This window comes from Nocardioides sp. LHG3406-4 (genome assembly GCF_049897745.1).
Lineage (GTDB): Bacteria > Actinomycetota > Actinomycetes > Propionibacteriales > Nocardioidaceae > Nocardioides.
Genome location: NZ_JAFCWV010000001.1, coordinates 236,791 through 263,151 on the forward strand (window position 1 = coordinate 236,791; position 26,361 = coordinate 263,151).

Below are 26,361 nucleotides of genomic sequence, written 5' to 3' on the forward strand. Positions count from 1 at the left end.
CAAGGCGCAATACGGTCGCAGACATGAGGAGCGGCCTCACCGGCGAGCAGGAGCAGTACGTCGCCCGGATCCGCGCCGTCGCCACCGGCCACCTCCTCGCCGTGCCACCCGTGCACGGCGCCGTCAACCGGCCGCTCCTGCGGGCACTGGGCGATCACGGCCTGCTGCGCGGTCTCTTCGGTGGTGCGCCGAACGAGCCTCCCCGTGACGCCGCCGCCCTCCAGCTCTGCTTGCTGCGCGAGACCCTGGCCGCGATCACCACGGAGGCCGAGACGGCGCTGGCGCTGCAGGGGCTGGGCAGCTACCCGATCCTCCAGTCCGGCTCCCCCGAGGTCGTCGAGCGCTGGATCCCGGGGGTGGTGGCAGGCACGACCGTGCCCGCCTTCGCGCTCTCGGAGCCGGGCGCCGGCTCCGACGCCGCCGCGCTGTCGCTGCGGGCCGAGCCCGACGGCGCCGGCTGGCGATTGCGCGGCGAGAAGACGTGGATCTCCAACGCCCCCGACGCCGACGTCTACTCCGTCTTCGCTCGCACGACCGAGGCAGCAGGCGCCCGCGGCGTCACCGCGTTCGTGGTCGCCGGCGACACCGAGGGACTGTCCGGCGAGCGCCTCGAAATGGTGGCGCCGCACGCGATCGGCCGGCTGGTCTTCGACGGGGTCAGGGTCGGCCGCCAGGACGTTCTCGGCGAGGTCGACCGGGGTTTCGCCGTGGCGATGCGCACCCTCGACCTCTTCCGGCCCAGTGTCGGGGCCTTCGCGGTGGGCATGGCGCAGGCCGCTCTCGAATCGGCGCTCGACTGGGCGCTGGCCCGCGAGGTGCACGGAGACCTGCTGATCCGCCAGCAGTCCGTCGAGCACACCCTGGCGGAGATGGCCACCCGCATCGAGGCGAGCCGGCTGCTCGTGCGGTCCGCCGCCACGACGTACGACAGCGGCGCACCGGCCGCCGAGATCACCCAGAGCGCGGCGATGGCGAAGCTGTTCGCGACCGAGAGCGCCCAGTGGGTGGTCGACCAGGCCGTGCAGCTGCACGGCGCGCGCGGGCTGCAACAGGGCCACCTGCTCGAACGGCTCTATCGTGAGGTGCGGGCGCCGCGCATCTACGAGGGCGCCTCCGAGGTGCAGCGCACCATCATCGGCCGAGGACTGGTCCGGGCCCGTCAGCAGGCCCGTCAGCAGGGAGGACAACCGTGACCCGCTACCGGGGCAGCGTGCCCATCACCGACGAATGGCAGCACTTCCGCTTCGAGGTGGGCGACCGGGTCGCGACCGTTACGCTCGACCGGCCCGAGAAGATGAACCCGCTGACCTTCGAGTCCTACGCCGACCTCCGCGACCTGCTGCACGAGCTTCCGCACCGCGGCGACGCCGACGTGCTGGTGATCCGGGGCGAGGGTCGGGGCTTCTGCGGCGGCGGTGACGTCAACGAGATCATCGGCGAGCTCATCAAGATGGACCCGCGGGACCTGATCGGCTTCACCCGGATGACGGGCGACGTCATCAAGGCGATGCGCGAGTGCCCGATCCCGATCGTGGCCGGCATCCAGGGCATCGCGGCCGGCGCGGGGTCGGTCATCGCGATCGCCAGCGACTTTAGGGTCTGTTCCACCTCGGCGCGCTTCGCCTTCCTCTTCACCAAGGTCGGGCTGTCGGGCGGCGACATGGGCGCGGCGTACCTCCTCCCCCGGCTGGTCGGGGCCGGCCGCGCGACCGAGCTGCTCATGCTGGGCGACACCATCGACGCGGAGACCGCCGACCGCTACGGGCTCGTCTCGAAGCTGGTCTCCGACGAGGAGCTCGACGACGCGGTGACGACACTGGCGCGCCGGCTGGCCGACGGGCCGACGCTCGCCTACGCACAGACCAAGTCGCTCATCACCCGCGAGCTCGACATGCCCATCGGGGCGGCGATGGAGCTCGACGCGATGACGCAGGCGCTGCTGATGACGACCAGCGACCACGCCGAGTTCCACGCCGCGTTCAACGAGAAGCGGCCACCCGACTGGACCGGTCGATGAGCCCGGTGGCCATGGTCACCGGGGCCTCCCAGGGCATCGGCCGGGCCTGCGCGGAGGCGCTCTCCGCGGCCGGCCACCGGGTGGCGCTGGTCGCCCGGTCGGAAGGCGCGCTGCGCGAGGTGGCCGGCGTACTGCCGGGAGAGTCGCTGGTCCTGCCCACCGACGTGACCTCGCCCGAGCAGCTGGACGCCGCATTCTCCGCAGTCGAGGAGGCGTGGGGACCCGTCGAGGTCCTGGTCGTCAACGCCGGCGCGGCCATGTCGGCACCGCTGGTGAAGACCTCCGACGACGACTGGCAGCGGATGCTCGACCTCAACCTCACCGCGCCGTTCCGGTGCCTGCGCCGGGCCCTGCCGTCGATGACGGCGACCGGGTGGGGCCGGGTGGTCGTGATCGCCTCGACCGCCAGCAAGCACGGCGGTGCCCGCATCGCGGCGTACACCGCCAGCAAGCACGGCGTGCTCGGCCTCGTGCGCACGGCGGCCTCCGAGGTCGCGCGTTCGGGGGTCACCGTCAACGCCGTCTGCCCGGGCTACGTCGACACCCCGATGACCGACGAGTCGGTCGCACACATCGCGTCCGGGACCGGGCGCAGCCCCGAGGACGCCCGCGCGCTGCTCGCCGACATGCAGCCCATCGGCCGACTCGTGACGCCCGAGGAGGTGGCGGCGGCGGTGCTGCTGTGCGTCGACAACGGGGCGATCAGCGGCCAAGGCCTCAACGTCGACGGAGGAGCCGTGCAGTCATGAAGCGTGTCAACCCGCCCCAGCTCGCCACCCCGTCGGGCTTCTCGCACGCCGTGGTCGCCACCGGCACCACCGTCTTCCTGGCCGGCCAGACCGGCATGGCCGCCGACGGCACGATCGTCCCCGGTGGCGTGGTGGCCCAGTTCGAGCAGGCGCTGACCAACCTGCTCACTGCGCTCGACTGGGCCGGCGGGTCACCGGCCGACCTGACCTCGCTCACGATCTACATCGTCGACATGGACGACTACCGCGCCCACGCCCGGGACATCGGCGCCGTCTGGAAGCGGGTTGCCGGCGCCGACTACCCGGCGATGGCCGGCATCGGGGTCGCGCGGCTCTGGGACGCCGACGCGGTGGTGGAGGTGCAGGGGTTCGCGGTGCTTCCGTGATCGTCCGCGACGGCAGCGGCCGTCCGACGCGCCCGGCAGGCCCTCGCGGGTTGATCACTCGTCCGACCATCCGCGGTGTTTGATCAAACGCTCGGCCATCCTGGTTGAACGCCCGTTCGCGGTGGCTCCGTGTTCGTCCGCGACGGCAGCGGCCATCGGACACACCTGGCAGGCCCTCGCGGGTTGATCACTCGTTCGATCAACCACGGTGTTTGACCAAACGCTCGACCATCCTGGTTGAACGCCCGTTCGCGGTGGCTCCGTGTTCGTCCGCGACGGCAGCGGCCATCGGACACACCTGGCAGGCCCTCGCGGGTTGATCACTCGTTCGACCAACCACGGTGTGTGTTCAAACGCTCGACCATCTTGGTTGAACGACCGTTCGACCACCCGCGTCTTGGTCGAACGATTGATCACCGCGCTAGGCCTGGTCCTCCGGTGCCGACGGAGGCGCGGGCGGATAGGCAAACCAACCGACCGAACCAGGGTGCTGCCGTGCCCGCTCGGCCAGGTAGGCGACCCGCTGCTCGTCCATGGGCTCCACAGGCAGCCGTTCGGTGGTCGACGGATGAAGGTCGTACGTGTCGTAGACCAGGAAGGGCACCCCCGGCTCCAGAGCGAGCAAGGCATGCTGCACATGCCGGGCAGCACCAGAGAAGGCGCCGTACGGGATGGTGACCAGCTCGTCCCACTCATCTCGCGTCATCACGATCTGCACGGCCCGGCTCGGGCCGTCGGAATCCGGGAGAGTGACCTCGAGCCGGCCAGGGGCCACCTCCCTCGCGGTCCCGAGCGCGTTGAGGAACTCCAGCAAGCGCTCCCACAGCCGGTCGTACTTCATCCGTCCAGTGTCACCCAGACGGCGAGTGCCGGTCGCCTGAGTCATCCGTGCACGATCGGATGCGCATGGTCATGCGCGTCCTCGCGCAGCCGCGCGTCGAGCCCGGTGAAGAGCTCGCCCGCCTCGATGCCGGGCCAGTCGGCGGGCAGGTGCTCGAGCGGCAACCCGGGGTCGAGATAGGGCAGCCGGCGCCACGCGGTGAGCATCGGCACGTAGGTGGCGAAGGCCTCGGCCGGTGGCAGCTGGCTGCGCCTGCGGAACGCAGGTCGCCAGGCGGCGACGAACTCGGCGTACAGCGCGGTGAGGGCGTCGACGTCCCACCACTCGCGCATCCGGGCCGCCACGTCGCCGGCACCGAGGTAGTCGCTGCGGAACAGCTCGGTGTACGCCGTCAGGCCGGCACGCTCGAGCGCGGCCACCGCCTCGTCGTACAACGTCGCGGGGGCGACCCAGACCCCGGGGGCGACGGTGCCGAAGCCGAGGCTGGCCAGCAGGGATCGCAGCGCGTGGCGGCGTTCGCGCTCCGACTCCGGCACCGAGAACACCAGCACCAGCCAGCCGTCCGCCGCAGTGGCCCGCGGACGCGACCAGATCCGGTGGTCGCCCTCGCGCAGCACCTCCAGCGACGACGGCGAGAGCGCATAGCCGGCTTGGCCGTCGCGCCGCGACGACTCCAGGACGCCCCGTCGCTTGAGCCGCGACACCGACGACCGCACCGCCGCGGAGTCGACGCCGAGGTCGGCCATCAGCGCGATGAGCGAGGCGACCGAGAGCCAGTCGCCCTCCTCGCGCGCGTAGAGACCGTAGAGCGACAGGATCAGCTGCCGTGGAGGAGCGTCCACCTCAGCCGCCGGTCCGGAGCCGGAAGCGCTGTAGCTTGCCGGTCGCCGTACGCGGCAGGGCGTCGACGAACGCGATGGCGCGGGGGTACTTGTACGGCGCGATCTCGGCCTTCACGAACGCCTGCAGCTCGTCCACCTTCTGCTCGTCCCCCGCCACCCCCGCGGCGAGGACGACGAACGCCTTGACCAGCGAGCCGCGGGCCTCGTCGGGCACGCCGATCACCGCGCACTCGGCCACCTCGGGATGCTTGAGCAGCGCCTCCTCCACCTCCGGAGCGGCGATGTTGTAGCCCGACGAGACGATCATGTCGTCGCTGCGGGCCTGGTAGAAGAAGTAGCCCTCGGCGTCGCGGGTGAAGGTGTCGCCGGTGACGTTCCAGCCGTCCTGCACGTAGACCCGCTGCCGGGGGTCGTCGAGGTAGCGGCACCCGGTCGGCCCCTTCACCGCCAGCCGCCCCGGCTCCCCCGGAGCCGCCTCCCGGCCGTGCGGGTCGAGCACGGTCGCGGTGTAGCCCGGCACCGCGCGGCCCGTCGACCCGGGCACGATGTCGTCGCCCGCCGCGGACACGAAGATGTGCAGCATCTCGGTCGCGCCGATGCCGTCGATGATGCGCACCCCCGTGGCGTCGAGGAAGGCCTGCCAGACGGCCGCGGGGAGGTGCTCCCCTGCCGACACAGCTGCCTTCAGCGACGGCAGCGTCGCACCGGCCACGAGCATCGCCTTGTACGCCGTCGGCGCGGTGAAGCAGGTCGTCACACCGAAGTCGTCGATGATCCCGGCGAGCTCGGCAGGCGTCGCCCTCTCCACCAGGACCGTCGACGCGCCCGCGTGCAGCGGGAACAGGAGCACCCCGCCCAGCCCGAAGGTGAACGCGTACGGCGGCGTGCCGGTGAACACGTCGTCGGGCGACGGCCGCAGCACGTGCCGGGAGAAGGTGTCGCAGATCGCCAGCACGTCGCGGTGGAAGTGCATCGTGGCCTTGGGGCGCCCGGTCGTGCCGGAGGTGAACGCCAGCAGCGCCACGTCGTCGGAGGAGGTGGCCACGTCGTCGTACGTCGCGGGCTTGCCGGCCATGAGGGCAGCCAGCCCCTCGGCGCCGCCGTACCCCACCACCCGGACGTCCGCGCCGGCCAGGCCCTCGGTGCCGTCGAGGAACCGCTCGTCGACCAGCGCCAGGTCGAGGCGGGCGATCTCGTGGATGGTGGCCAGCTCACCGGGACGCAGGAGGGGCATCGTGGTGACCGCCACCGCCCCAGCCTTGAGCACGCCGAACCAGCACGCCGTCAGCCACGGGTTGTTGGGTCCACGCAGCAGCACCCGGTTGCCCGGCACGATCCCGAGGTCCTCGACGAGCGCCCGGGCGACGCGGTTGGCGGCGGCCAGCAGGTCGGCGTAGGTCCAGGTGGTCGCGCCCGGCGCGTGCAGGCACGGACGGTCGGCGCCGTGCCGGGCGATGACGTCGTCGAGCAGGGCCGTCGCGCAGTTCAGCCGGTCGGGGTAGTGCAGCTCGGGCAGCTCGAAGACGAGCTCCGGCCACTGGTCCGCCGGCGGCAGGTGGTCCCGGCAGAACGTGTCGACATGGGCGGACGGCAGCAGGTCCATCCCGGCAACGTATGGTGCCTGTCCAACGACCGTCAAGAGCGCGACATACCGCGACGTGGTGTCGCTCAGGCGACGCGTGCCGGCAGCTGCCGGGAGACCGCGAGCGCCGCCGCGCGACCGGCCCGGTTGGCGCCGATCGTGCTCGCCGAGGGGCCGTAGCCCACCAGCTGCACCCGGCGGTCGGCAACCGCGGTGGTGCCGTCGAGCTGGATGCCGCCGTGCACGGACCGCAGGTGCAACGGACCCAGGTGCGCGACTGCCGGCCGGAAGCCGGTCGCCCACAGGATCGCGTCCAGCGGCTCGAACGAGCCGTCGGCCCAGCGGACCCCGTCGGGCTCGATGCGGTCGAACATCGGCCGGCGGCGGTAGGCCCCGAGCCTCTCCGCCTCGCGCTCCTGCTCACGCAGGGCCAGTCCGGTGACGCTGACGACGCTCGCCGGCGGGAGGCCGCGGCGTACCCGCTCCTCCACGAGAGCCACCGCGGAGCGACCGGCCTCGGGATCGATCTCGTCGGTGCGCCACACGGGAGGCCTCCGCGTCACCCACACCGTGTCGGCCACCGGGGCGAGCTCGCCGAGGAACTGCACCGCCGACGCCCCGCCGCCGACCACCAGCACCCGTCTGCCCGCGAAGTGCTGCGCGCCCGGGTAGTCGACGGTGTGCAGCTGCTCACCGGCGAACGTCTCGATGCCCGGGTAGTGGGGCAGGAAGGGCCGGGTCCAGGTGCCGGTCGCGTTGACCAGCGTGCGGGTGGTCCAGGTGCGGTCGCCGGCGCGCACGACGAGCAGCTCGCCCTCGCTGGTCACCCGGTCGACCGCCACCGGGCGCACCACCGGCAGGTCGTAGTCACGTTCGTAGGCGGCGAACCACTCGGGCACTGCCTCGTTCGCGCGACGCCGGCCGCGGTCCGGTGCGGGGCCGTCGGGCAGATCGGCGACGCCGTGCACGTCGTCCATCGTGAGCGAGTCCCACCGGTGCTGCCAGGCCCCGCCGGGCGTCTCGTTCGAGTCGAGGACCACGTGGTCGACGCCGAGCCGTCGAAGGTGGAACGACGTCGACAGACCGCCTTGACCCGCTCCGATGACGATCGACTCGTACGTCTCCACATGGGGGCAACGCCGCGTCCAGCCCGGCTATGCCCGGGCCGGCCGCGCGGCCAGGGCCACCCAGCCCAGGCCGATGAGGGACACCACGGCAGCACCGGCGATGAACGAGGTGAGCGGTCCGGGCGCAGTGAGCATCACCGCCGCACCGCCGACACCCGTCAGCACCGCGGCGGCCCGAGGCACGATCCGGCCCCGGTAGAGGCTGAAACCCAGGAGCGCCCAGCCGGCGGCCCCGAGAATGAGCATCAGGTAGGAGACCCCGCTCTGGGGTGCGCTGTAGGCCTGGTCGAGGAGCTCGACCATGGCGGGGCGCTGCCCGTGGAGCCGGGCTGCCTGTCCCACGATCACCAGCTGGTCCGCGAACATCGCCAGGCCGAAGGCCCCGGCGGTGGCGAGACCGGTCCCGACCGCGGCGACCCGCGGCAGGTGTTGCCGGGCCAGCAGGCCCACCACCATCGCGGCACCGGCGAAGAGCACCGCGCTGGCCAGGGTCAGCATCGCCCCGATGTCGTTGCGCAGCGTGGAGCCCGCGATCTCGCCGAGGAAGCGAACGTTGTCCGGCTGGTCACTGTCGTCCTGGTACCACGGGGTCAGCAGAAGGCGGGCGAATACCGCGACCGCTGGTGCCGCCACCAGCAGGGCGGTCTGCCACCCGGTGAGAGGTCGTACGACGCTCCTGGGCGTCTCTGTCGTCTGCAGCATGGCAGTGCCTTTCGTGAGGGAGAACCGTCCCGATCCACTGTCGGCGCGACGTGACACAGCCACATCGGGGCGGTCCCCACGAACGTGATCAGGGCAGACCCTGAGGCGGATCCCGGCCATCGGTGCCACCATCGGTGAGTGGCCGCACCGGCGCGCAACGTCATCGCCGTGGCGGCGATCCTCGCCGCCACCGGGACGCTGCTCGCCGTGGTCCTCTGGCTCGAGCGTGCACTCGACCGCGCCGGCCGCCCCGATCTCCTCAACATCGACCTCGAGGCGGTCCCGCTGCTCGCCACCGTCGCGAGCGCGGCGGTGGTCGGCGCGATCCTCGCGATCCGTCGCCCGGAGCACCCGGTGGGCTGGCTCTTCCTGGTCCTGGGCGCCAGCATCGTGGCGAGCGGCGTCCTCGACGGCTATGCGTTCTACGGGGCGGTCGCCCGCCCCGGCGCACTGCCTGGGGCCGACATGGCGGCCGTCGTGGGCGACGGCGCCTTCATCGCCTGGTTCGCCCTGCTGACCTGGATCCTGCACCTGACGCCCACCGGCTCGGCGATCTCGCCACGCTGGCGTCGGGCTGCGATCCTCTCGACGGTCGCGTCGGCGCTGTGGTTCGCGAGCTCACTGGCCTGGCCCGAGGAGCTCGAGCCGCCCATGAGCGGAGTCCGCAGCCCATGGGCCCTGGGCGACCAGGCCGCGCCCGCCCTGGAGGTGGTGCGCGGTCTGCTCGGCGCGATGAGCGCCGCGGGGTTCGCGCTGGCCGGGATCTCGCTGCTCGTGCGCTTCCGACGCTCACGGGGCAGCGAGCGGCGGCAGCTGCTCTGGTTGGCGGTCGTCGTGGTGCCGCTGCCCGCCTTCGTGGCCCTGGCCTTCTACGCGTCGCCCGACCATCCGCTGCTCCTGAGCCTGGCGGTCGGCGGGTTCATGGGCCTGCTCCCGATCGCGACCGGGCTCTCGGTGGCGCGCTACCACCTCTACGACGTCGAGCGAGTCCTCAGTCGTGCCGTCGCCTACCTGTTGTCCTCGGCCGTGCTGGCGCTCACCTTCGTCGTGGTCGTCGTGGCCACCGGCCGCTTCTTCGGCGAGCGAGCCGGCGACTCCTCGGTCCCGGCCGTGGTCGCGACACTCGCCGCGGTCGTGGTGGCCGCGTCGGCGTACCGCGGCTTCCAGGAGGCCGTCGACCGGCGCTTCGACCGCCGCCGGTTCGACGCGCTCGCGCAGGTGCGCGACTTCGTCCGCGACCCGGACCCGGACACGACCGTCGAGCAGGTGCTCCGGCGGGCGCTGCGGGACCCCACCCTCACGGCGGCCTTCTGGGTCGAGGACCGGACCGCCTGGGTACGACCCGACGGTGCGACTCTCGAGCCGGGTCCCGATCAGGTCGAGGTACGCCGCCAGCAGCGGCCGATCGCCCGCATCGCCTACGACGCCGGCCAGGTGGCTCGCGGTCTGGCGGAGTCCGTGTGCGCCGAGGCGACCCCTGAACTGGAGAGCGCGATGCTGCGGGCCAGGATCAGCCTGCAGCTCGCCGAGGTGCGCGAGTCCCGCGCGCGCATCGCGGCCGCCCACGTCACCGAGCGCCGCCGCCTGGAGCGCAACCTCCACGATGGCGCGCAGCAACGGCTGCTCGCACTCGCCTTCGAGCTGCGGGCGGCACAGGTCAACGGACACCGGGACCGACTCGCGCAGACGGTGGACGCCGCGATCGACGAGCTGCAGGCGGCCGTCCTGGAGCTGAGGAGCCTGGCCAACGGGCTGAACCCCGCGGTGCTCGACCACGGCGGCCTGCCCGCGGCCCTCGAGGAGCTGGCCGGCCGGTTCCCGGTGCAGCTGAGCCTGGACGGCGTCACCCGGCGCTTCCCGGCCGAGATCGAGGCCACCGCGTGGTACCTCGCCTGCGAAGGCGTCACCAACGCGGTGAAGCACTCCGGGGCCGGTCGGATCTGCCTGCTCCTGGCCGAGACGGACGGCGCGCTGCGCATCCGCGTCAGCGACGACGGACGCGGTGGGGCCGACGCCGACGGGCAGGGCCTGCGCGGCCTGGCCGATCGCGCCGAGGTGGTCGGGGGCACGTTCCTGGTGCGGTCCGGGCCGGGCGGGACCACGCTGACGGGAGACCTGCCGTGCGGGTCGTGATCGCCGACGACTCGGTGCTGCTTCGCGAGGGGCTGGCCCGGCTGCTCGCCGAGGCCGGCATCGACGCCGTCGAGCTGGTCGGAGACGGCGAGCAGCTCGAGCGCGCGGTCGCGGAGCACCGGCCCGACGTGGCGATGATCGACATCCGGATGCCGCCGACGTATACCCACGAGGGCGCGCGGGCAGCCCAGGCGATCCGCCGGACCGACCACCGCGTGGGCCTGCTGCTCCTGTCGCAGTCACTGGAGACCAGGTACGCCGCCGAGCTCGCCCGCGAGCACCCGCGCGGCTTCGGCTACCTGCTCAAGGACCGGGTGCTCGACGTCGCGGTCCTCGTCGACGCGGTCGAGCGGGTGGCCACCGGCCAGACGGTGCTCGACCCCGACGTCGTCGCCCACCTGCTGGGCCAACGGACCCGCAGCGGCCAGGTCGCGATGCTGAGCCACCGCGAGCGGGACGTGCTGGCGCTGATGGCCGAGGGCTGCTCCAACGTGGCGATCGGCACGAGGCTCGCGCTGACACCCAAGACCGTCGAGAGTCACATCGGCAGCATCTTCAGCAAGCTCGGCCTCGCTCCGCAGGACGCGGGCCACCGCCGGGTGCTCGCTGTGCTCGCCTGGCTCCAGCAGGAGTGACGCCACCGCGTACGCTGACCCACCGTGACCGCACCTGTCTCCGGCCCCGAGTTCCGCTATTCAGACCTGCTGCCGATCGGCGCCGACGACACGCCGTACCGGCTCGTCACGGCCGAGGGCGTCTCGACCTTCGAGGCCGACGGGCAGACTTTCCTCAAGGTCGACTCCGAGGCGATCCGGCGGCTGACGGCGGAGGCGATGCACGACATCAGCCACTACCTGCGGCCCGCCCACCTGGCCCAGCTGCGCAGGATCATCGACGACCCCGAGGCCTCGGGCAACGACCGGTTCGTCGCGCTCGACCTGCTCAAGAACGTCAACATCTCCGCGGGCGGCGTGCTGCCGATGTGCCAGGACACCGGCACCGCCATCGTGATGGGCAAGAAGTCCGAAGGCGTGCTCACCGGTGCCGACGACGGAGAGGCGATCAGCCGGGGCGTGTACGACGCCTACACGAGGCTCAACCTCCGGTACTCGCAGCTCGCGCCGCTGACGACGTACGACGAGAAGAACACCGGCACCAACCTGCCTGCGCAGATCGAGCTCTACTCCACGCCGCAGACGTCCGGGAAGCCGGAGTACAAGTTCCTCTTCATGGCCAAGGGCGGCGGGTCGGCCAACAAGTCCTTCCTCTACCAGGAGACGAAGGCCGTCTTGAACCCGACGCGGCTGATGGAGTTCCTCGACGAGAAGATCCGCTCGCTCGGAACGGCCGCGTGCCCGCCGTACCACCTGGCGGTCGTCATCGGCGGCACGTCGGCGGAGTTCGCCCTGAAGACGGCGAAGTACGCCTCCGCGCACTACCTCGACAACCTGCCGACCTCGGGGTCCATGAGTGCCCACGGGTTCCGCGACGTCGAGCTGGAGCAGCAGGTCTTCGAGCTGACGCAGTCGTTCGGGATCGGCGCGCAGTTCGGCGGGAAGTACTTCTGCCACGACGTGCGCGTGGTGCGGCTCCCCCGGCACGGCGCCTCCTGCCCGGTCGCCATCGCGGTGTCGTGCTCGGCCGACCGGCAGGCGCTGGGCAAGATCACGCCGGAGGGGGTCTTCCTCGAGCAGCTGGAGACGGACCCGGCGCAGTACATGCCCGACGCCGGCCTCGCCCACGACATCGCGGGCGGCGAGGTGGTGAAGATCGACCTCAACCAGCCGATGGCCGACATCCTCGCGGAGCTGAGGAAGCACCCGGTCAAGACCCGCCTCTCGCTCACCGGGCCGCTCGTCGTGGCCCGCGACATCGCGCACGCCAAGATCAAGGAGCGGCTCGACGCGGGCGAGGAGATGCCGTCGTACCTCAAGGACCACCCGGTCTACTACGCCGGCCCGGCGAAGACGCCCGAGGGCATGGCGTCGGGGTCGTTCGGCCCGACCACGGCGGGCCGGATGGACTCCTACGTCGAGCAGTTCCAGGCCGCCGGCGGCTCGATGGTGATGCTGGCCAAGGGCAACCGCAGCAAGCAGGTCACCGAGGCGTGCCACGCCCACGGCGGGTTCTACCTCGGCTCCATCGGCGGACCGGCCGCGCGGCTCGCCCAGGACTGCATCAGGTCGGTGTCGGTGCTGGAGTACGAGGAGCTCGGCATGGAGGCGGTCTGGAAGATCGAGGTCGAGGACTTCCCGGCCTTCATCGTGGTCGACGACAAGGGCAACGACTTCTTCACCGACCCCGGCGGCGCGGTGACCGTGCCGATCACTGGGATCCGGGTGCGCTCAGCCCAGTAGCCCACGGGGCGTCATACGGTGGGAGCCGCCGGTGGCTCCGTCCGTATGACGTCGTGGGGGCACGCGATCACGCGGCTCCCGTCAGGCCGCCGGCACGCAGGGCCGCCTCGATCTGGGCGAAGAACTCGTCGGGCTGCAGTCTCAGGCCCAGCAGCGGAAGCCTCAGAACAGTGTCGCCGGCGAGGGCGAGAGAGTCTGGCGCAGCGCGTCACCGACGACGTTCTCGGCCCAGGCGTGGTGAATGCCGTCGATCTCGACCACCACTCCGAAGGCCGGCCAGTAGAGGTCGAGGTAGTAGCGCCGTCGGGCGTCGCGCCTCAGCACCTGTCGCTCGAGGGCCGGGAGACCACGCCGACGCAGCTCGGCGCCGACGTCGAGCTCGCCGAGGGCGCGGCCCCCGTCGAGCAGGTCGTTGACGACGGCGTGCAGCAGAGCCCGCCGCCTGTCACGCCTGATGCGCAGCAGCTCGGTGCCGATCTCTGGCGGAGTGGCCAGCCCCTGCTGCACGACGAGCGTCACGACGTACGTCGCCTCCCGGTCTGTGCGCGCCCAGAGGCCGGCGCACACGGCGGCGACGGCGACACGGGTGCGGGGAATCCCGAACGGCACCAGGTCGTCCGACGACCAGCGCCGTGTCTGTCGGATGTCGTAGCGGCGGTTGCGACGAACCCTCGCGCCACGGGGCACGCTCACCCGGACGCGCTCGGACTCGAAGCGCGCGAGACCGCTGGCCAGGAGCGAGCTCACGCCGTCGAGACACGCTCGCGGGCCACCCTGGAACACCGCTGCCCAACGATGGCCCACCGCATCGATCCGGTGGTTGTGCAGGCACACGGACTGGTCGCCCACGAGCTGCCATCGTCCGGCGCGCACGTGACCGCGGATCTCCCAGCGGGTGATGCCCAGGGCGTAGAGCTGGCGTCGCGACGCCAGGTGGCCTTGGTCGCCGGCCAGCCGATGTGCCGCGCGGTGGCGGGCATCGCGATGGCGCGGTGTCGTCGACATGCACGTCACGGTGGCGCGCCGGCACGGCGATCACCACCGCCGAACTAGCGCCTGTGGATAACCCGCGCCCGCAACGTCATACGGACGAAGCCACTCGCGGCTCCGACCGTATGACGTCCGCGGGCGGCCAGCTCAGGGAACCTGGTCCGGTCGCGCGTCGTTGGACCGGGAAACTCCCAGGAGGACATCTGATGCAGTGCCCGACCGACGGAACCACCCTGACCATGAGCGAGCGCAGCGGCATCGAGATCGACTACTGCCCGCAGTGCCGCGGCGTGTGGCTCGACCGTGGGGAGCTCGACAAGATCCTCGAGCGCTCGATGGACCAGGCACCCGCCGCGCCGGCCCCCGCGGCGCCGCCCGCCCCGTCGTACGAGCGGGAGCGCGACGAGCGGCGTCACCAGCAGGACCGGCGCTACGCCGACCCCTACCAGCAGCCCTACCGCAAGAAGAAGAAGGAGAGCTGGCTCAGCGAGATCTTCGACTGAGCCGGCCGGCGGGACCCACGTCGCCGGCGCGGGGGCGTCCCGATAGCGTCGGAGCATGTCTGTGGAGTACGCCGAGATCGCGCGCGCGGAGTCCGAGCGCGGCGAGCTCGTACTGCGATCGCGCCGTGAGGACGACGGTCCGGCCGTGCTGGAGCTGCGCGCCAACGGCGTCTTCGTGATGGACACCGCCGAGACCACCAGCGAGGTGGCGCTGGCGACCGCCGCGCTCGAGCTGGTGGACGACCCGGGCCAGGTGCTCGTGGGCGGCCTCGGCCTGGGGTACACCCTCCAGGCCGTGCTCACCGACCCGCGCGTCGAGAGGGCCACGGTCGTCGAGATCGAGCAGGCGCTCGTCGACTGGATGCGCGACGGCACGATCAGGCACGGCCAGACGATCCTGGCCGACGCCCGCGCCCACGTGGTGGTCGCGGACGTGTCGATCGCGCTGGCGGAGGCCGCGGAGGCGTCGTACGACCTGGTGCTCCTCGACGTCGACAACGGTCCGGGATACCTCGTGCACGAGACGAACGCCGCGCTGTACGAATCGCCCTTCCTGGGCCTGCTGCGGCGCATCGTGCGCCCCGGCGGAGCCGTGGTGATCTGGTCGGCGTCCGAGGCGCCCGATCTGGAGCACAACCTCGGCGAGGTGTTCGACGACGTCGAGACGCACTCCTACGCGGTCGACCTGCAGGGCCGCGAGGACTGCTACTGGCTCTACGTCGCGCGTCAGGAGAGCTCGGCGCGGTAGTGCTCGGCGAAGGCCGGGTAGTAGTCGCCGAAGTCGACCGCCGTGACCTCGCCGCCCGTCTCGGCCGTCACCAGCCGGTCGAGGTAGTAGTCCCAGCCGGGGCCCACGCTCTCGGCCACCTCGACCGTGGTGACCTCCTGGCCGAACACCAGCGTGGTCACGCCGTCGGTCTCGGCCAGGTCGAGGATCAGGTGCCACACGGTGCCGCCGACCTCGGTCAGCGACCTCAGCTCGAGACGGCTCGGCGCCTCGCACGCCTCGATCACGTAGGCCTCGGCGCCCACGTCGTCACCCTCCGCGGTCATGAAGAAGTCGACCCGCCCGTCGGCCGGCTCGCCCGACCAGGTGCCGATCCAGCGCTGGAGGCGCTCCGGCTCCGTGACCGCGGCCCAGACGTCCTCGATCGGCGCGCGGAAGACGCGCTCGAAGACGATGTACGCCGTGCCGTCGCGCTCGTCGCGGCGGCCGGTGGCCCTCGGGGTGATGGGGGTGCTCATGCCGACTCCTCGGTCGATGCGGTCGCGTGCTTCTCGGTGGAGCGCTCACGCACGGTGCGGCGTACCTCGAGGTCGAGACCGTCGAGCGCCGACTCGCCGAACCGCGGCTGCTGGCCGAGCCCCGCCAGCCAGGCCGATACCGGAGCCAGCCCGGACGGTGCGAGGCGGTAGTGCCGCTCGCGGCCCCGCTCCTCCGCAGCCACCAACCCGGCCTCACCGAGCACCCGGAGGTGGCGGCTGATCGCCGGCCTGCTGATCTCGTGGTCGGCCGCGAGGTCGACCACGCGGGCGGGACCGCGGGCGAGCCGCTGCACCAGCTCCCGGCGGACCGGGTCGCCCAGTGCTGCGAACGCATCCATGCGCTATTGGTAACCGTTCAGTTACCAGTATGTCAAGGGTAGCCTCGGCGAGATGAGCGACGACTTCCGCACCGAGCACGACAGCATGGGCGAGGTCCAGGTGCCCGCCGCCGCCCTCTGGCGGGCCCAGACCCAGCGCGCCGTGGAGAACTTCCCGATCAGCGGCACCACCCAGGAGCCCGCACTCATCCACGCGCTGGCCCGGGTGAAGGCCGCCGCGGCGCGGGTGAACGCCGACCTCGACGTGATCACCGCCGAGCGGGCGCGCGCCATCACCGACGCGGCGGCCGAGGTGGTCGCCGGCGACCACGACGCGGAGTTCCCCCTCGACGTCTTCCAGACGGGGTCCGGCACCAGCACCAACATGAACATGAACGAGGTGCTCGCCTCCCTGGCCGCTCGGGCGGGCACGGAGGTCCACCCGAACGACCACGTCAACGCGTCCCAGTCGTCCAACGACACGTTCCCGACCGCGATCCACGTGGCTGCCGCGCTGTCCGTGCGCGACGAGCTGTGGCCGGCGCTGGAGACGCTCGAGCGCTCGCTGTCGGCGAAGGCCGAGGAGTTCGCAGGGCTGGTGAAGTCCGGCCGCACCCACCTGATGGACGCCACGCCGGTGATGCTCGGCCAGGAGTTCGGCGGGTACGCCGCCACGGTGCGCTACGCACGGGAGCGACTGGACGCCGTACTCCCCCGGGTGCGCGAGCTGCCCCTCGGCGGCACCGCCGTCGGCACCGGCATCAACACCCCGCCCGGGTTCGCGGCCGCGGTCATCGACGCCCTGAACGCCGACACCGGCGAGAGCTTCACCGAGGCCCGCAACCACTTCGAGGCGCAGGGCTCGCGCGACTCGCTCGTCGAGCTCAGCGGCGTGCTGCGCACGATCGCCGTGGGCCTCACCAAGATCTGCAACGACCTGCGCTGGATGTCGTCGGGCCCGACCACCGGCCTCGCCGAGATCCACCTGCCCGACCTCCAGCCGGGGTCGAGCATCATGCCCGGCAAGGTCAACCCGGTGCTCCCGGAGGCGACGCTGATGGTGTGCGCCCAGGTGGTGGGCAACGACGCGACCGTCGCGTGGGCCGGGGCCGCGGGCAACTTCGAGCTCAACGTGATGATGCCGGTGCTGGCCCGCAACCTGCTCGAGTCGGTGCGCATCCTGGCCACCACCTCGACGCTGCTCGCCGAGCGGTGCGTCGACGGCATCACCGCCGACGCCGACCGGATGCGCACCTACGCCGAGTCGTCGCCGTCGGTCGTGACGCCGCTCAACAAGCACATCGGCTACGAGGCGGCCGCCAAGATCGCCAAGCAGGCGCTCGCCGACGGTGCGACGATCCGCGAGACCGTGATCGCGCTGGGCTACGTCGAGCGCGGCGAGCTCACCGAGGCGCAGCTCGACGAGGCCCTCGACGTGGAAGGGATGACCCACCCGTGAGCATCAGCGATCCCGCGCACGTGCGCGAGCAGTACGCCGACGAGAGCAGGCTGCAGACCCGGCGGTCCGTCTGGCAGCCGTCTGCAGACGGCCGGGACCCGATGGTGGAGGCGCTGGCTGCGGTCGAGCGAGCACTCCCCGGCGGCACCGGCGACGTGCTCGACGTCGGCTGCGGCACCGGCGAGCAGGCAGAGCGGATCGCCGCGCTGCACGGCGTCGGGCTGAAGGCCGTCGACTTCTCCGACCGGTTCGTCGAGCTGACGGCGGCACGCGGCGTGGACGCCCGCCAGGCCGACATCTCCTACCTCCCCTTCGACGACGACACCTTCGACGTCGTCTACGCCGGCTGGATGCTCTACCACGTCCGCGACCTCGACCGGGGGCTCGCGGAGGTACGCCGCGTGCTCCGGCCGGGCGGCACGTTCGTGGCGGTCACCAACGGCGACGATCACCTGGCCGAGCTGCGGATCGAGGCGGGCGGACGCCCCGCCGTGACGGGGTTCAGCAGCGAGAACGGCGAGGAGATCCTCTCCGGCCGCTTCGGCGACGTACGTCGGCAGGACATCGAGACCCGTGCGGTCTTCCCCGACCATGCGGCGGCGCAGGCCTACCTCGACTCCTCCGGTGAGGGGTTCGAGGGCCGGCTCCCGCACTTCGAGGGCGAGCGGGAGTACGCCGGGCACGTCACGGTGTTCGAGGCCCGCTGAGGCTCAGGAGCGTCGCGCCATCAGGCTCCCGTGCGGGAACCTCTCCCCCTCGTCCGCCTGCCTCGACAGCCGCGCCGTCTCCACGATCCCGGCCGTGCGCAGCAGGTCGGAGACGAGTCCGACCGGCCATCGGTACGCCGTCGTCACCTTGTGGTCGAAGGCTTGGGTCGCGTCGTCGTCCGCGGCCTGGAACGCGATCAGCAGCCGGCCGCCCGGCCGCAGCACCCGGCTGATCTCGGCGAAGACGAGGCGCACGTGCTGCGGCGGCGTGTGGATGATGGAGAACCACGCGAGCACTCCGTCCAGGCTCCCGTCCTCGATGTCGAGCGCTGTGAGCGTGCCTTCGTCGAAGCGCACGCCCGGGTGCCGCCGGCGTGCGGTGGCCACGAAGACGGGAGACAGGTCGACGCCGAACGCGTCGAGCCCGCGCCCGTGCAGGTGCGCGGTCCAGTGCCCGGGACCGCAGCCGAGGTCGGCGACGCGGCTCCCGCCGTCCGCCACGACGAGGTCGGCGAAGGCGGTGACGACGGCCCGGTCGACCGGATGCGCGGCGGACACGTCGGCGAACAGCTCGGTGTAGGCGTCGGCCAGCCGGTCGTAGGCGTCCCGGACGACGGGCTCGTGAGGAAGCGGCACCGCGGCACCGTACCCGGCGCGCCCCTCAGGCGCCGACGTACGCCGCGAGGTGCTGGCCGGTGAGGGTCGAGGAGTCGGCGACGAGCTCGGCGGGCGTGCCCTCGAAGACGATCCGGCCACCGTCGTGTCCGGCACCGGGCCCGAGGTCGATGATCCAGTCCGCGTGCGCCATCACCGCCTGGTGGTGCTCGATGACGATGATCGACTTCCCGGACTCGACGAGGCGGTCGAGCAGGCCGAGCAGGTTCTCCACGTCGGCGAGGTGGAGACCCGTCGTCGGCTCGTCGAGGACGTAGACGTCGCCCTTGCCCGCCATCTGGGTCGCCAGCTTGATGCGCTGCCGCTCGCCGCCCGACAGCGTGGTGAGGGGCTGGCCGAGGGTGAGGTAGCCGAGCCCGACGTCGGCGAGGCGGTCGAGGATCTTGTGCGCGGCGGGCGTCTTCGCCTCGCCGTCGGCGAAGAACCGCTCGGCCTCGTCGACCGACATCGCCAGCACCTCGGCGATGTTCTGGCCGCCCAGGGTGTACTCCAGCACGGAGGCCTGGAACCGCTTGCCGTCACACTCCTCGCAGGTGGACTCGACGGTGGCCATGACGCCCAGCTCGGTGTAGATGACCCCGTTGCCGTTGCAGCTGGGGCAGGCGCCCTCGGAGTTGGAGCTGAACAGCGCCGGCTTCACGCCGTTGGCCTTCCCGAACGCCTTGCGGATCGGGTCGAGCAGTCCTGTGTACGTCGCCGGGTTGCTGCGCCGCGAGCCGCGGATCGCACCCTGGTCGATCACGACCACGCCCTCGCGGCCGTCGACGGAGCCGTGGATCAGTGAGCTCTTGCCGGAGCCGGCCACACCCGTGACCACGCAGAGCAGGCCGAGCGGGATGTCGACGTCGACGTCCTGCAGGTTGTGCGTCGACGCGCCGCGGATCTCCATCGAGCCCGAGGCGGGCCGCACCGACTCCTTGAGGGTCGCCCGGTCGTCGAAGTGCCGACCCGTCGTGGTGTCGCTTCCCCGCAGCTCCTCGACCGAGCCCTCGAAGGAGACGGTGCCGCCCCCGGTGCCGGCGCCGGGACCGAGGTCGATGACGTGGTCGGCGATCGCGATGGTCTCGGGCTTGTGCTCGACGACGAGCACGGTGTTGCCCTTGTCCCGCAGCTGCAGCAGGAGCTGGTTCATCCGCTCGATGTCATGGGGGTGCAGGCCGATCGTCGGCTCGTCGAAGACGTAGGTGACATCGGTGAGGGAGGAGCCGAGGTGGCGGATCATCTTGGTGCGCTGTGCCTCGCCGCCCGAGAGCGTCCCGGCCGGGCGGTCGAGCGACAGGTAGCCCAATCCGATCTCGGCGAACGAGTCGAGGACGTGTTGCAGGCCCGTGAGCAGCGGCGCGACCGACGGCTCCTCGAGCGCCCTGATCCATTCGGCCAGGTCGCTGATCTGCATCGTGCAGAGGTCGGCGATGTTCTTGCCCTTGATCCTCGACGAGCGGGCCTCCTCGCTCAGGCGGGTGCCGTCGCACTCGGGGCAGGTCTGGAAGGTGATCGCGCGTTCGACGAAGGCACGGATGTGGGGCTGCATCGCGTCGACGTCCTTGGAGAGCATCGACTTCTGGATCTTCGGGATCACGCCCTCATAGGTGAGGTTGATGCCCTCGACCTTGATCTTGGTGGGCTCCTTGTAGAGGAGGTCGTGCATCTCCTTCTTCGTGAACTTGCTGATCGGCTTGTCCATGTCGAAGCCGGCGCCGCTGAAGATGCGGCCGTACCAGCCGTCCATGCTGTAGCCCGGGATCGTCAACGCACCCTCGCCCAGCGACTTGGAGTCGTCGTACAACGCGGTGAGGTCGAAGTCGGAGACCGAGCCCATGCCCTCGCACCGCGCGCACATGCCGCCCAGGTAGACCTGGTTCTGCACGACGGCCTTCTCGACCCGGCCGCCGGCCTTCTCGGTGCTCATCACGCCGCTCGCCTTGCGCGTCGGGACGTTGAAGGAGAAGGCGGTCGGGGGCCCCACGTAGGGGTCACCCAGTCTGCTGAACAGGATCCGCAGCATCGCGTTGGCGTCGGTGGCGGTGCCGACCGTCGAGCGGGGATTGGCACCCATCCGCTCCTGGTCGACGATGATCGCCGTCGTCAGGCCCTCGAGCAGGTCGACGTCCGGCCGCGCCAGGTTGGGCATGAAGCCCTGCACGAAGGCGCTGTAGGTCTCGTTGATCATCCGCTGCGACTCCGCGGCGATCGTCGCGAACACCAGCGAGCTCTTGCCGGAGCCGGAGACGCCGGTGAACACCGTCAGCCGGCGCTTGGGGATCTCGACGCTGACGTCCTTGAGGTTGTTCTCACGCGCGCCCTGCACGCGGATCAGGTCGTGGGTGTCGGCAGGGTGCGGGCCGGTCGCCGTGCTCATCGGGTCTCCATCCGTCTCGTGGCCTCGTCGGGCGGAAGCTCGCGGTCGCCCGTGCTGAGGGTGGCGTCATGGTAGTGCTCGCCACCCCCGGGCATGGCCGCATCCGCGCCACCACGATCACGCTACGGGCGACCCGAGGGCAGGCGCTTCTCGATTCCTGACCGGTCTCGGAACGTCACGAGTGACGTCCAGCCGGGTCAGTACCAGCCGTTGCCCTGCTTGAAGCCCCACGCGTTGCAGGGGGTGCCGTAGCGAGAGGCGATGTAGTCGAGGCCCCAGCGGATCTGCGACTCCGCCGACGTCATGTAGTCGGGCGGCAGGTCGTGGGTCGCGGTGAGCGCCTGGGGGATGCCGTACGCCGACGAGCTGGGGTTGTCGGCCGTCACGCGCCAGTTGCTCTCGCTGACGTAGAGCGAGTCGAGGCAGGAGAACTGCGAGTCGTCGAAGCCGTACTCCGCCAGCAGCGCGCGGCCGATGTCGCGCGGGTCGGCGTCGGACAGGTCCTCTGTGCGGGTGGTCACCGGGCCCTGGACCCGCGAGAGGGCGGCCTGCTTGGCCGGGACGGCGGCCGCGCGACGGTCGGAGCGGGTCACCACGCCGTGCGTGGCGCGCTCGCTGAGGCGATCAGCGGTGGCGGCGTCGGGGACGGCGTCGGTGGCCGCCAGGTCGGCGGAGGCCCGCGAGACCGCGGGCTGCTGGGCGAGCACCCCGCTGGCGACGCTGATGCCGGTGGCGACCACGGCAGCGCCCGACAGGACGGCGGTGGTGCGGACGACGCGGGCGCGGGCGTTCTTGGCAGAGGAGCCGGGGGCGCGGTGCTTGGGAACGTACTTCGTGGACGACACGACTCTCACAGGGGTTGACGACGTGCGGAGGAGACCGGGTGTGCAGCCGAACGGACGCCGAGATCACGAAACGGTCACGGGCCACCATGCATGAGACCCGGGGTCCGTGCAAACCGAACACCACGATTCGGCCTGGGAAGTTCGTCCCAGGCGTCGCACGGTTCACACGGACCACACGGGCCTCAGGTGTCACTCAGAGTGTGACGTTCTCCAACATCTCGGTGACCAGGGCGGCGATGGGCGAGCGCTCCGACCGGGTCAGCGTCACGTGCGCGAAGAGCGGGTGCCCCTTGAGCTTGTCGACGACCGCGACGATCCCGTCGTGGCGGCCGACCCGCAGGTTGTCGCGCTGCGCGACGTCGTGGGTGAGCACGACCTTGGAGCCGGCGCCGATCCGCGACAGCACGGTGAGCAGCACGTTGCGCTCCAGCGACTGGGCCTCGTCGACGATCACGAACGCGTCGTGGAGCGACCGGCCCCGGATGTGGGTCAGCGGCAGCACCTCGAGCATGCCGCGGTCCATCACCTCGTCGATCACCTCGCGCGAGGTCAGCGCCCCGAGCGTGTCGAAGACCGCCTGGGCCCAGGGCGACATCTTCTCGTTCTCCGAGCCGGGCAGGTAGCCGAGCTCCTGACCGCCCACGGCGAAGAGCGGGCGGAACACCACGACCTTCTTGTGGTGCCCGCGCTCCATCACCGCCTCCAGGCCCGCGCACAGCGCCATGGCCGACTTGCCGGTGCCGGCCCGGCCACCCAGCGAGACGATGCCGACCTCGGGGTCGAGCAGCATCTCCAGCGCGATCCGCTGCTCGGCGCTCCGGCCGTGGATGCCGAACGCCTCCCGGTCGCCGCGCACCAGGTGCACCCGCTTGTCGGGTCCTACCCGCCCCAGCGCGGTGCCACGGTCGGAGATCAGCACCAGCCCGTTGTGGCAGGGCAGGTCGCGGGCCTCGGCCAGGTCGGCCACGCCGTCGTCGTACAGCTCGTCCAGCACGTCGGAGCCCACCTCGAGCTCCGCCATCCCGGTGTAGCCCGTGTCTGAGTCGCTGATCGACTCGGCGCGGTACTCCTCGGCGTCCAGGCCCACGGCCGACGCCTTGATGCGCAGCGGGAGGTCCTTGGAGACGAGGGTGACCACGTGGCCCTCGTCGGCGAGGTTCTTGGCGACCGCGAGGATGCGGGTGTCGTTGTCGCCGAGCCGGAATCCCGACGGCAGGGACGCTGGGTCGGTGTGGTTGAGCTCGACGCGGACCGAGCCGCCCTCGTCGCCGATGGGGACGGGCTCGTCGAGCCGGCCGTGGATGATGCGCAGCTCGTCGAGAGCACGCAGGGCGGAGCGGGCGAAGAACCCCAGCTCAGGATGGTGCCGCTTGCCCTCCAGCTCGGTGATCACGACCACCGGGAGCACCACCTCGTGCTCGGCGAACCGGCGCATGGCACCGGGATCGGCCAGCAGCACGCTGGTGTCGAGGACGTACGTGCGGCTCTTGCGAGAACTGCGCTTGACCTGCTTGGTGGCAGCCACGACTCTCACCCTCACGGCACCGTGCGCGCACTCCTCGCCCGGCCCTAGTTCACGCTGACGGACCGGGAGCTTCCCCTACACGATGACCTGCACGATGACCTGCGGGACACCAGGTGGGACGAGACCCGAAAGCCGGAGTGCCGGCTCCCCCAGGACGCATGGGAACGGCTGCCCCAGCGGCGTCCTGCGTAGTCGTGAGCTTTCACGAACGAGCCTCCCGATGAGGCGAGCTTCCCCACTCGCCGTTGGCCTGAACGTACGCCGGGGGTGGTTGGAATTCGGGCGACACGCCCGAACCCGAGGTGAACGGGGGAGGTCGGTTCGACGGGGTGCTCTCAGGAGCCGAAACGGCGCTCCCGCTCGGCGTACGCACGGACGGCACGGAGGAAGTCGACCCGCCGGAAGTCGGGCCAGTAGGCCTCGCAGAAGTAGAACTCGCTCTGTGCGCTCTGCCACAGCAGGAAGCCGCCGAGCCGCTGCTCCCCCGAGGTGCGGATCACCAGGTCGGGGTCGGGCTGGCCCTTGGTGTAGAGGTGCTGGGCGATGTGCTCGACGTCGAGGGTCTCGGCCAGCTCCTCGATCGGGGTGCCCCGGCCGGCGTGCTCCTGGAGGAGGGAGCGTACGGCGTCGGCGATCTCGCGCCGGCCGCCGTAGCCGACCGCCACGTTGACGAGCATCCCGTCGACGTCCTGGGTGGACTCGGCCGCCAGCTTGAGGCGCTCGGCGATCGGTGCCGAGAGCAGGTCGAGCGCACCCATCGGGTGCAGCCGCCAGCGGCGCTGCTCGGCGAGGGTCTCGACCGCGTCGGCGATGATCGGCAGCAGCGCGTCGAGCTCGCTCGCTCCCCGGTTGAGGTTGTCGGTGGAGAGCAGCCACAAGGTGACGACGTCGACCCCGACCTCCTCGCACCAGCCGAGCAGGGGCTCGATGTTGGCCGCCCCGGCCCGGTGGCCCTGCGCGGTGTCGGCGCCGACCGCCCGGGCCCAGCGCCGGTTGCCGTCGAGCATCACCCCGATGTGCTTGGGCATTCGGTCGGCGGGGAGCCGCCGGACGACGCGAGCCTCGTAGGCCGGGTAGAGCACCCGTCGTACCGCGTCCTTCCAGTTCGCCACAGGTCGATGGTAGAGGAACACGGCGCGCCGCCGACGCCGTCACCGGACCACGCGGCAGGCTGCGGCCGTGGACGACGACACGACCAGCGACCTGCCAGACACCCCACCCGGTCGGCGCAGCCGCTGGGCGAGGCGGGTCGGGCTCACCCTGCTGGCGCTGATCCTGCTCGCGGCAGCGGTCGGGTTCCTCGGTCCGCGGTCGGCGGACAGCTCCGACAGCGCCGGCGGGCTGACCCTCGACGTCACCTATCCGCAGATCACCCGCGCCGGTCAGCCGTCCCCGTTGAGCGTCACGGTGACCGACGAGGCCGGGTTCGGCGACACCGTCCGGATCCGGTTGTGCGACGAGTTCTTCGACGAGCTGGACTTCCAGGCGTGGTACCCCTCGCCGTCGGCCGAGACCGCGGACGGTCCGTGGCTCTACTACGAGTTCGACCCGCCGCCGAGCGGCAACCGCTTGGAGGTCACCCTGGACGCCCGCACGGCCCCGGGCCACCTCGGTGGGCGGCTGCCGTGTGACATCGCCGTCCTCGAGGGCGACCAGCCGGCGGCCGAGGTCTCGTTCACGGCCTGGAGGCTGCCCTGATGGACCTGGTCATCCGCTCCCTCATCGTCTTCGCGTTCCTGTGGCTGGTCGTCCGCATCTCCGGTCGGCGCGAGGTCGCCCAGCTCTCCGCCTTCGACATGATCCTGCTCGTCACCCTCGGCGACCTCGTCAGCCAGGGCGTGGTCCAGGAGGACTACTCCGTCACGGCCGCGCTCATCGCCGTCACGACGTTCTCGGTGGCGAGTATGGCGCTCGCCTGGCTCGGCATCCGGTTCCCGTTCACGGGTCCGGCGCTGGCTGGCCGCCCACGCGTGGTGGTCAGGGACGGCGAGCCGCTGCTCGACGTGCTCAAGGGCGAGCGGATGACCATCGACGACCTCCACGAGGCCGCCAGGGAGAAGGGCATCCGTCGCCTGCGCGACATCGAGCTGTGCGTGCTCGAGACCGACGGCGCGTTCTCGTTCTTCACCTCCGAGCCCAGCGACGACTCAGCCGGCTGACACCACGACCACGAGACGAGATGCCTTCGGCGTACTGCTGACTCCCTGGGTCCGCTCCCGTACGTTGGCGAGATGAACGACTCGTTGCGCAACCGGCTGGACGGCGTCCACGGGCGCGTCGACGACGCAGCGGACGCGCTCGGCGAGGCCCTCGCCGAGATCAAGCCCCGGCTGCGTGGCTGGTCCCACGCCGTCGTCGCACCGCTCGCCATGGCGGCCGGGATCGTGCTTGTGGTGCTCTCCCCCAACGCCACGACCCGGCTCGGGTCGGCCGTCTTCGCGGGCACGGCGATGGTGCTGTTCAGCGTCTCCGCGATCTACCACCGCGGCAACTGGTCACCGCGGGTGCACGAGCTTCTGCGGCGCTTCGACCACTCCAACATCTTCATGCTGATCGCCGGGACGCTGACGCCCTTCGCCCTGCTGCTCCTCGACGGCGCGGAGCAGTGGACCATGCTCGCGATCTCCTGGGGTGGAGCGTTCGCCGGAGTCGGGCTCAAGGTCTTCTGGGGCACCGCACCACGCTGGCTCGACGCGCCGATCTACATCGTCCTGGGCTGGGCGCCGGTGTTCTTCTTCGGCGACTTCCTCGCCGGTGCGATGGACTACGGCGACACCGTGGGCACTGCTGTGATCACCCTGGTCATCGTCGGCGGCGCGCTCTACACCCTGGGTGGCGTGGTCTACGGGACGAAGTTCCCCGATCCGTCACCACGCTGGTTCGGCTTCCACGAGGTGTTCCACACGTTCACCATCCTGGCGTTCGTGACGCACTACGTCGGCGTCTCGCTGGCGACGTACTCCCTGCGCTGACGCCCGC

General features: G+C 71.4%; 27 protein-coding genes. 14 read left to right on the forward strand and 13 right to left on the reverse strand.

Features of this window, described 5'->3' with window-relative positions; all coding sequences use genetic code 11:
* Positions 1 to 23 precede the first annotated feature (23 nt).
* Genes ACP7BP_RS01140 through ACP7BP_RS01155 form a run of 4 tightly spaced genes read left to right on the forward strand, consistent with a single transcriptional unit; the run spans position 24 to position 3,152 of the window.
* Entirely contained in the window at positions 24 to 1,193 is a 1,170-nt protein-coding gene (locus tag ACP7BP_RS01140; RefSeq protein ID WP_426241690.1) for an acyl-CoA dehydrogenase family protein, read from the forward strand.
* Positions 1,190 to 2,017 carry an enoyl-CoA hydratase family protein gene (locus ACP7BP_RS01145; protein WP_426241692.1) on the forward strand — a complete coding sequence of 276 codons (828 nt, stop codon included), beginning with the start codon at positions 1,190 to 1,192 and terminating at the stop codon, positions 2,015 to 2,017. Before ACP7BP_RS01140 ends, ACP7BP_RS01145 begins: the two co-directional genes overlap by 4 nt.
* Positions 2,014 to 2,766, forward strand: a complete 753-nt coding sequence (locus ACP7BP_RS01150) for an SDR family NAD(P)-dependent oxidoreductase (protein WP_426241694.1) — start codon at positions 2,014 to 2,016, stop codon at positions 2,764 to 2,766. Before ACP7BP_RS01145 ends, ACP7BP_RS01150 begins: the two co-directional genes overlap by 4 nt.
* Complete coding sequence (locus tag ACP7BP_RS01155; protein ID WP_426241695.1) at positions 2,763 to 3,152, forward strand: RidA family protein; 390 nt, start codon at positions 2,763 to 2,765, stop codon at positions 3,150 to 3,152. Before ACP7BP_RS01150 ends, ACP7BP_RS01155 begins: the two co-directional genes overlap by 4 nt.
* Positions 3,153 to 3,573: 421 nt before the next feature.
* On the opposite strand, the gene ACP7BP_RS01160 is transcribed toward ACP7BP_RS01155, so the two are convergent.
* From ACP7BP_RS01160 to ACP7BP_RS01180, 5 genes are all read right to left on the reverse strand, one after another.
* Positions 3,574 to 3,993, reverse strand: a complete 420-nt coding sequence (locus tag ACP7BP_RS01160) for a hypothetical protein (protein WP_426241697.1) — start codon at positions 3,991 to 3,993, stop codon at positions 3,574 to 3,576.
* Between the two features lie 41 nt (positions 3,994 to 4,034).
* On the reverse strand, positions 4,035 to 4,835 hold the full coding sequence (locus tag ACP7BP_RS01165; RefSeq protein WP_426241698.1) for a PaaX family transcriptional regulator C-terminal domain-containing protein: 801 nt from the start codon (positions 4,833 to 4,835) through the stop codon (positions 4,035 to 4,037).
* 1 nt (position 4,836) lies between these two features.
* Positions 4,837 to 6,438, reverse strand: a complete 1,602-nt coding sequence (locus ACP7BP_RS01170; RefSeq protein WP_426241700.1) for an AMP-binding protein — start codon at positions 6,436 to 6,438, stop codon at positions 4,837 to 4,839.
* 65 nt (positions 6,439 to 6,503) lie between these two features.
* Complete coding sequence (locus tag ACP7BP_RS01175) at positions 6,504 to 7,544, reverse strand: NAD(P)-binding domain-containing protein (protein ID WP_426241702.1); 1,041 nt, start codon at positions 7,542 to 7,544, stop codon at positions 6,504 to 6,506.
* Between the two features lie 27 nt (positions 7,545 to 7,571).
* Entirely contained in the window at positions 7,572 to 8,246 is a 675-nt protein-coding gene (locus ACP7BP_RS01180) for a hypothetical protein (protein WP_426241703.1), read from the reverse strand.
* Positions 8,247 to 8,384: 138 nt separating this feature from the next.
* Here ACP7BP_RS01180 and ACP7BP_RS01185 point away from each other — a divergent pair, with 138 nt between their 5' ends.
* The 3 genes from ACP7BP_RS01185 to ACP7BP_RS01195 are packed head-to-tail and all read left to right on the forward strand — an operon-like array spanning position 8,385 to position 12,736.
* Positions 8,385 to 10,379 carry a histidine kinase gene (locus ACP7BP_RS01185; RefSeq protein WP_426241705.1) on the forward strand — a complete coding sequence of 665 codons (1,995 nt, stop codon included), beginning with the start codon at positions 8,385 to 8,387 and terminating at the stop codon, positions 10,377 to 10,379.
* Positions 10,367 to 11,014, forward strand: coding sequence for a response regulator (locus ACP7BP_RS01190; protein ID WP_426241706.1), 648 nt, complete (start codon positions 10,367 to 10,369; stop codon positions 11,012 to 11,014). The genes ACP7BP_RS01185 and ACP7BP_RS01190 overlap by 13 nt, the downstream gene beginning before the upstream one ends.
* 24 nt (positions 11,015 to 11,038) lie before the next feature.
* Positions 11,039 to 12,736, forward strand: a complete 1,698-nt coding sequence (locus ACP7BP_RS01195) for a fumarate hydratase (protein WP_426241707.1) — start codon at positions 11,039 to 11,041, stop codon at positions 12,734 to 12,736.
* Between the two features lie 162 nt (positions 12,737 to 12,898).
* Here ACP7BP_RS01195 and ACP7BP_RS01200 read toward each other — a convergent pair whose 3' ends face one another.
* On the reverse strand, positions 12,899 to 13,741 hold the full coding sequence (locus tag ACP7BP_RS01200; RefSeq protein ID WP_426241709.1) for a hypothetical protein: 843 nt from the start codon (positions 13,739 to 13,741) through the stop codon (positions 12,899 to 12,901).
* A gap of 191 nt (positions 13,742 to 13,932) precedes the next feature.
* Here ACP7BP_RS01200 and ACP7BP_RS01205 point away from each other — a divergent pair, with 191 nt between their 5' ends.
* Both ACP7BP_RS01205 and ACP7BP_RS01210 read left to right on the forward strand, forming a co-directional pair.
* Positions 13,933 to 14,229 (forward strand): zf-TFIIB domain-containing protein, encoded by a 297-nt coding sequence (locus ACP7BP_RS01205; RefSeq protein WP_426241710.1) that lies wholly within the window; start codon positions 13,933 to 13,935, stop codon positions 14,227 to 14,229.
* Positions 14,230 to 14,284: 55 nt separating this feature from the next.
* Positions 14,285 to 14,977, forward strand: coding sequence for a spermidine synthase (locus ACP7BP_RS01210; protein ID WP_426241711.1), 693 nt, complete (start codon positions 14,285 to 14,287; stop codon positions 14,975 to 14,977).
* On the opposite strand, the gene ACP7BP_RS01215 is transcribed toward ACP7BP_RS01210, so the two are convergent.
* On the reverse strand, positions 14,956 to 15,474 hold the full coding sequence (locus ACP7BP_RS01215) for an SRPBCC family protein (protein WP_426241713.1): 519 nt from the start codon (positions 15,472 to 15,474) through the stop codon (positions 14,956 to 14,958). The two genes, ACP7BP_RS01210 and ACP7BP_RS01215, sit on opposite strands and share 22 nt — an antisense overlap.
* On the reverse strand, positions 15,471 to 15,833 hold the full coding sequence (locus ACP7BP_RS01220) for an ArsR/SmtB family transcription factor (protein WP_426241715.1): 363 nt from the start codon (positions 15,831 to 15,833) through the stop codon (positions 15,471 to 15,473). The genes ACP7BP_RS01215 and ACP7BP_RS01220 overlap by 4 nt, the downstream gene beginning before the upstream one ends.
* Positions 15,834 to 15,885: 52 nt before the next feature.
* On the opposite strand from ACP7BP_RS01220, the gene ACP7BP_RS01225 reads away from it, so the two are divergent.
* Both ACP7BP_RS01225 and ACP7BP_RS01230 read left to right on the forward strand, forming a co-directional pair.
* Entirely contained in the window at positions 15,886 to 17,271 is a 1,386-nt protein-coding gene (locus ACP7BP_RS01225; protein ID WP_426241717.1) for a class II fumarate hydratase, read from the forward strand.
* On the forward strand, positions 17,268 to 17,978 hold the full coding sequence (locus ACP7BP_RS01230; RefSeq protein ID WP_426241719.1) for a class I SAM-dependent methyltransferase: 711 nt from the start codon (positions 17,268 to 17,270) through the stop codon (positions 17,976 to 17,978). The genes ACP7BP_RS01225 and ACP7BP_RS01230 overlap by 4 nt, the downstream gene beginning before the upstream one ends.
* A gap of 3 nt (positions 17,979 to 17,981) precedes the next feature.
* On the opposite strand, the gene ACP7BP_RS01235 is transcribed toward ACP7BP_RS01230, so the two are convergent.
* The 5 genes from ACP7BP_RS01235 to ACP7BP_RS01255 form a co-directional block, all read right to left on the reverse strand.
* On the reverse strand, positions 17,982 to 18,614 hold the full coding sequence (locus tag ACP7BP_RS01235) for a class I SAM-dependent DNA methyltransferase (RefSeq protein WP_426241721.1): 633 nt from the start codon (positions 18,612 to 18,614) through the stop codon (positions 17,982 to 17,984).
* Between the two features lie 25 nt (positions 18,615 to 18,639).
* Entirely contained in the window at positions 18,640 to 21,012 is a 2,373-nt protein-coding gene (locus ACP7BP_RS01240; RefSeq protein WP_426241723.1) for an ATP-binding cassette domain-containing protein, read from the reverse strand.
* A gap of 197 nt (positions 21,013 to 21,209) precedes the next feature.
* A complete protein-coding gene (locus tag ACP7BP_RS01245; protein WP_426241724.1) occupies positions 21,210 to 21,857 on the reverse strand; it encodes a lytic transglycosylase domain-containing protein in 648 nt (215 codons plus the stop codon).
* A gap of 193 nt (positions 21,858 to 22,050) precedes the next feature.
* Positions 22,051 to 23,292, reverse strand: a complete 1,242-nt coding sequence (locus tag ACP7BP_RS01250) for a PhoH family protein (RefSeq protein ID WP_426243367.1) — start codon at positions 23,290 to 23,292, stop codon at positions 22,051 to 22,053.
* A 425-nt stretch (positions 23,293 to 23,717) separates the two neighbouring features.
* On the reverse strand, positions 23,718 to 24,494 hold the full coding sequence (locus ACP7BP_RS01255; protein ID WP_426241725.1) for an isoprenyl transferase: 777 nt from the start codon (positions 24,492 to 24,494) through the stop codon (positions 23,718 to 23,720).
* Positions 24,495 to 24,561: 67 nt separating this feature from the next.
* Between ACP7BP_RS01255 and ACP7BP_RS01260 the strand changes: the two genes are divergently transcribed.
* The 3 genes from ACP7BP_RS01260 (at position 24,562) to trhA (ending at position 26,354) form a co-directional block, all read left to right on the forward strand.
* Positions 24,562 to 25,080, forward strand: coding sequence for a hypothetical protein (locus ACP7BP_RS01260; RefSeq protein WP_426241726.1), 519 nt, complete (start codon positions 24,562 to 24,564; stop codon positions 25,078 to 25,080).
* On the forward strand, positions 25,080 to 25,541 hold the full coding sequence (locus tag ACP7BP_RS01265; RefSeq protein WP_426241727.1) for a DUF421 domain-containing protein: 462 nt from the start codon (positions 25,080 to 25,082) through the stop codon (positions 25,539 to 25,541). The genes ACP7BP_RS01260 and ACP7BP_RS01265 overlap by 1 nt, the downstream gene beginning before the upstream one ends.
* Positions 25,542 to 25,613: 72 nt before the next feature.
* Positions 25,614 to 26,354, forward strand: a complete 741-nt coding sequence (gene trhA / locus ACP7BP_RS01270; RefSeq protein ID WP_426241729.1) for a PAQR family membrane homeostasis protein TrhA — start codon at positions 25,614 to 25,616, stop codon at positions 26,352 to 26,354.
* Positions 26,355 to 26,361: the final 7 nt, after the last annotated feature.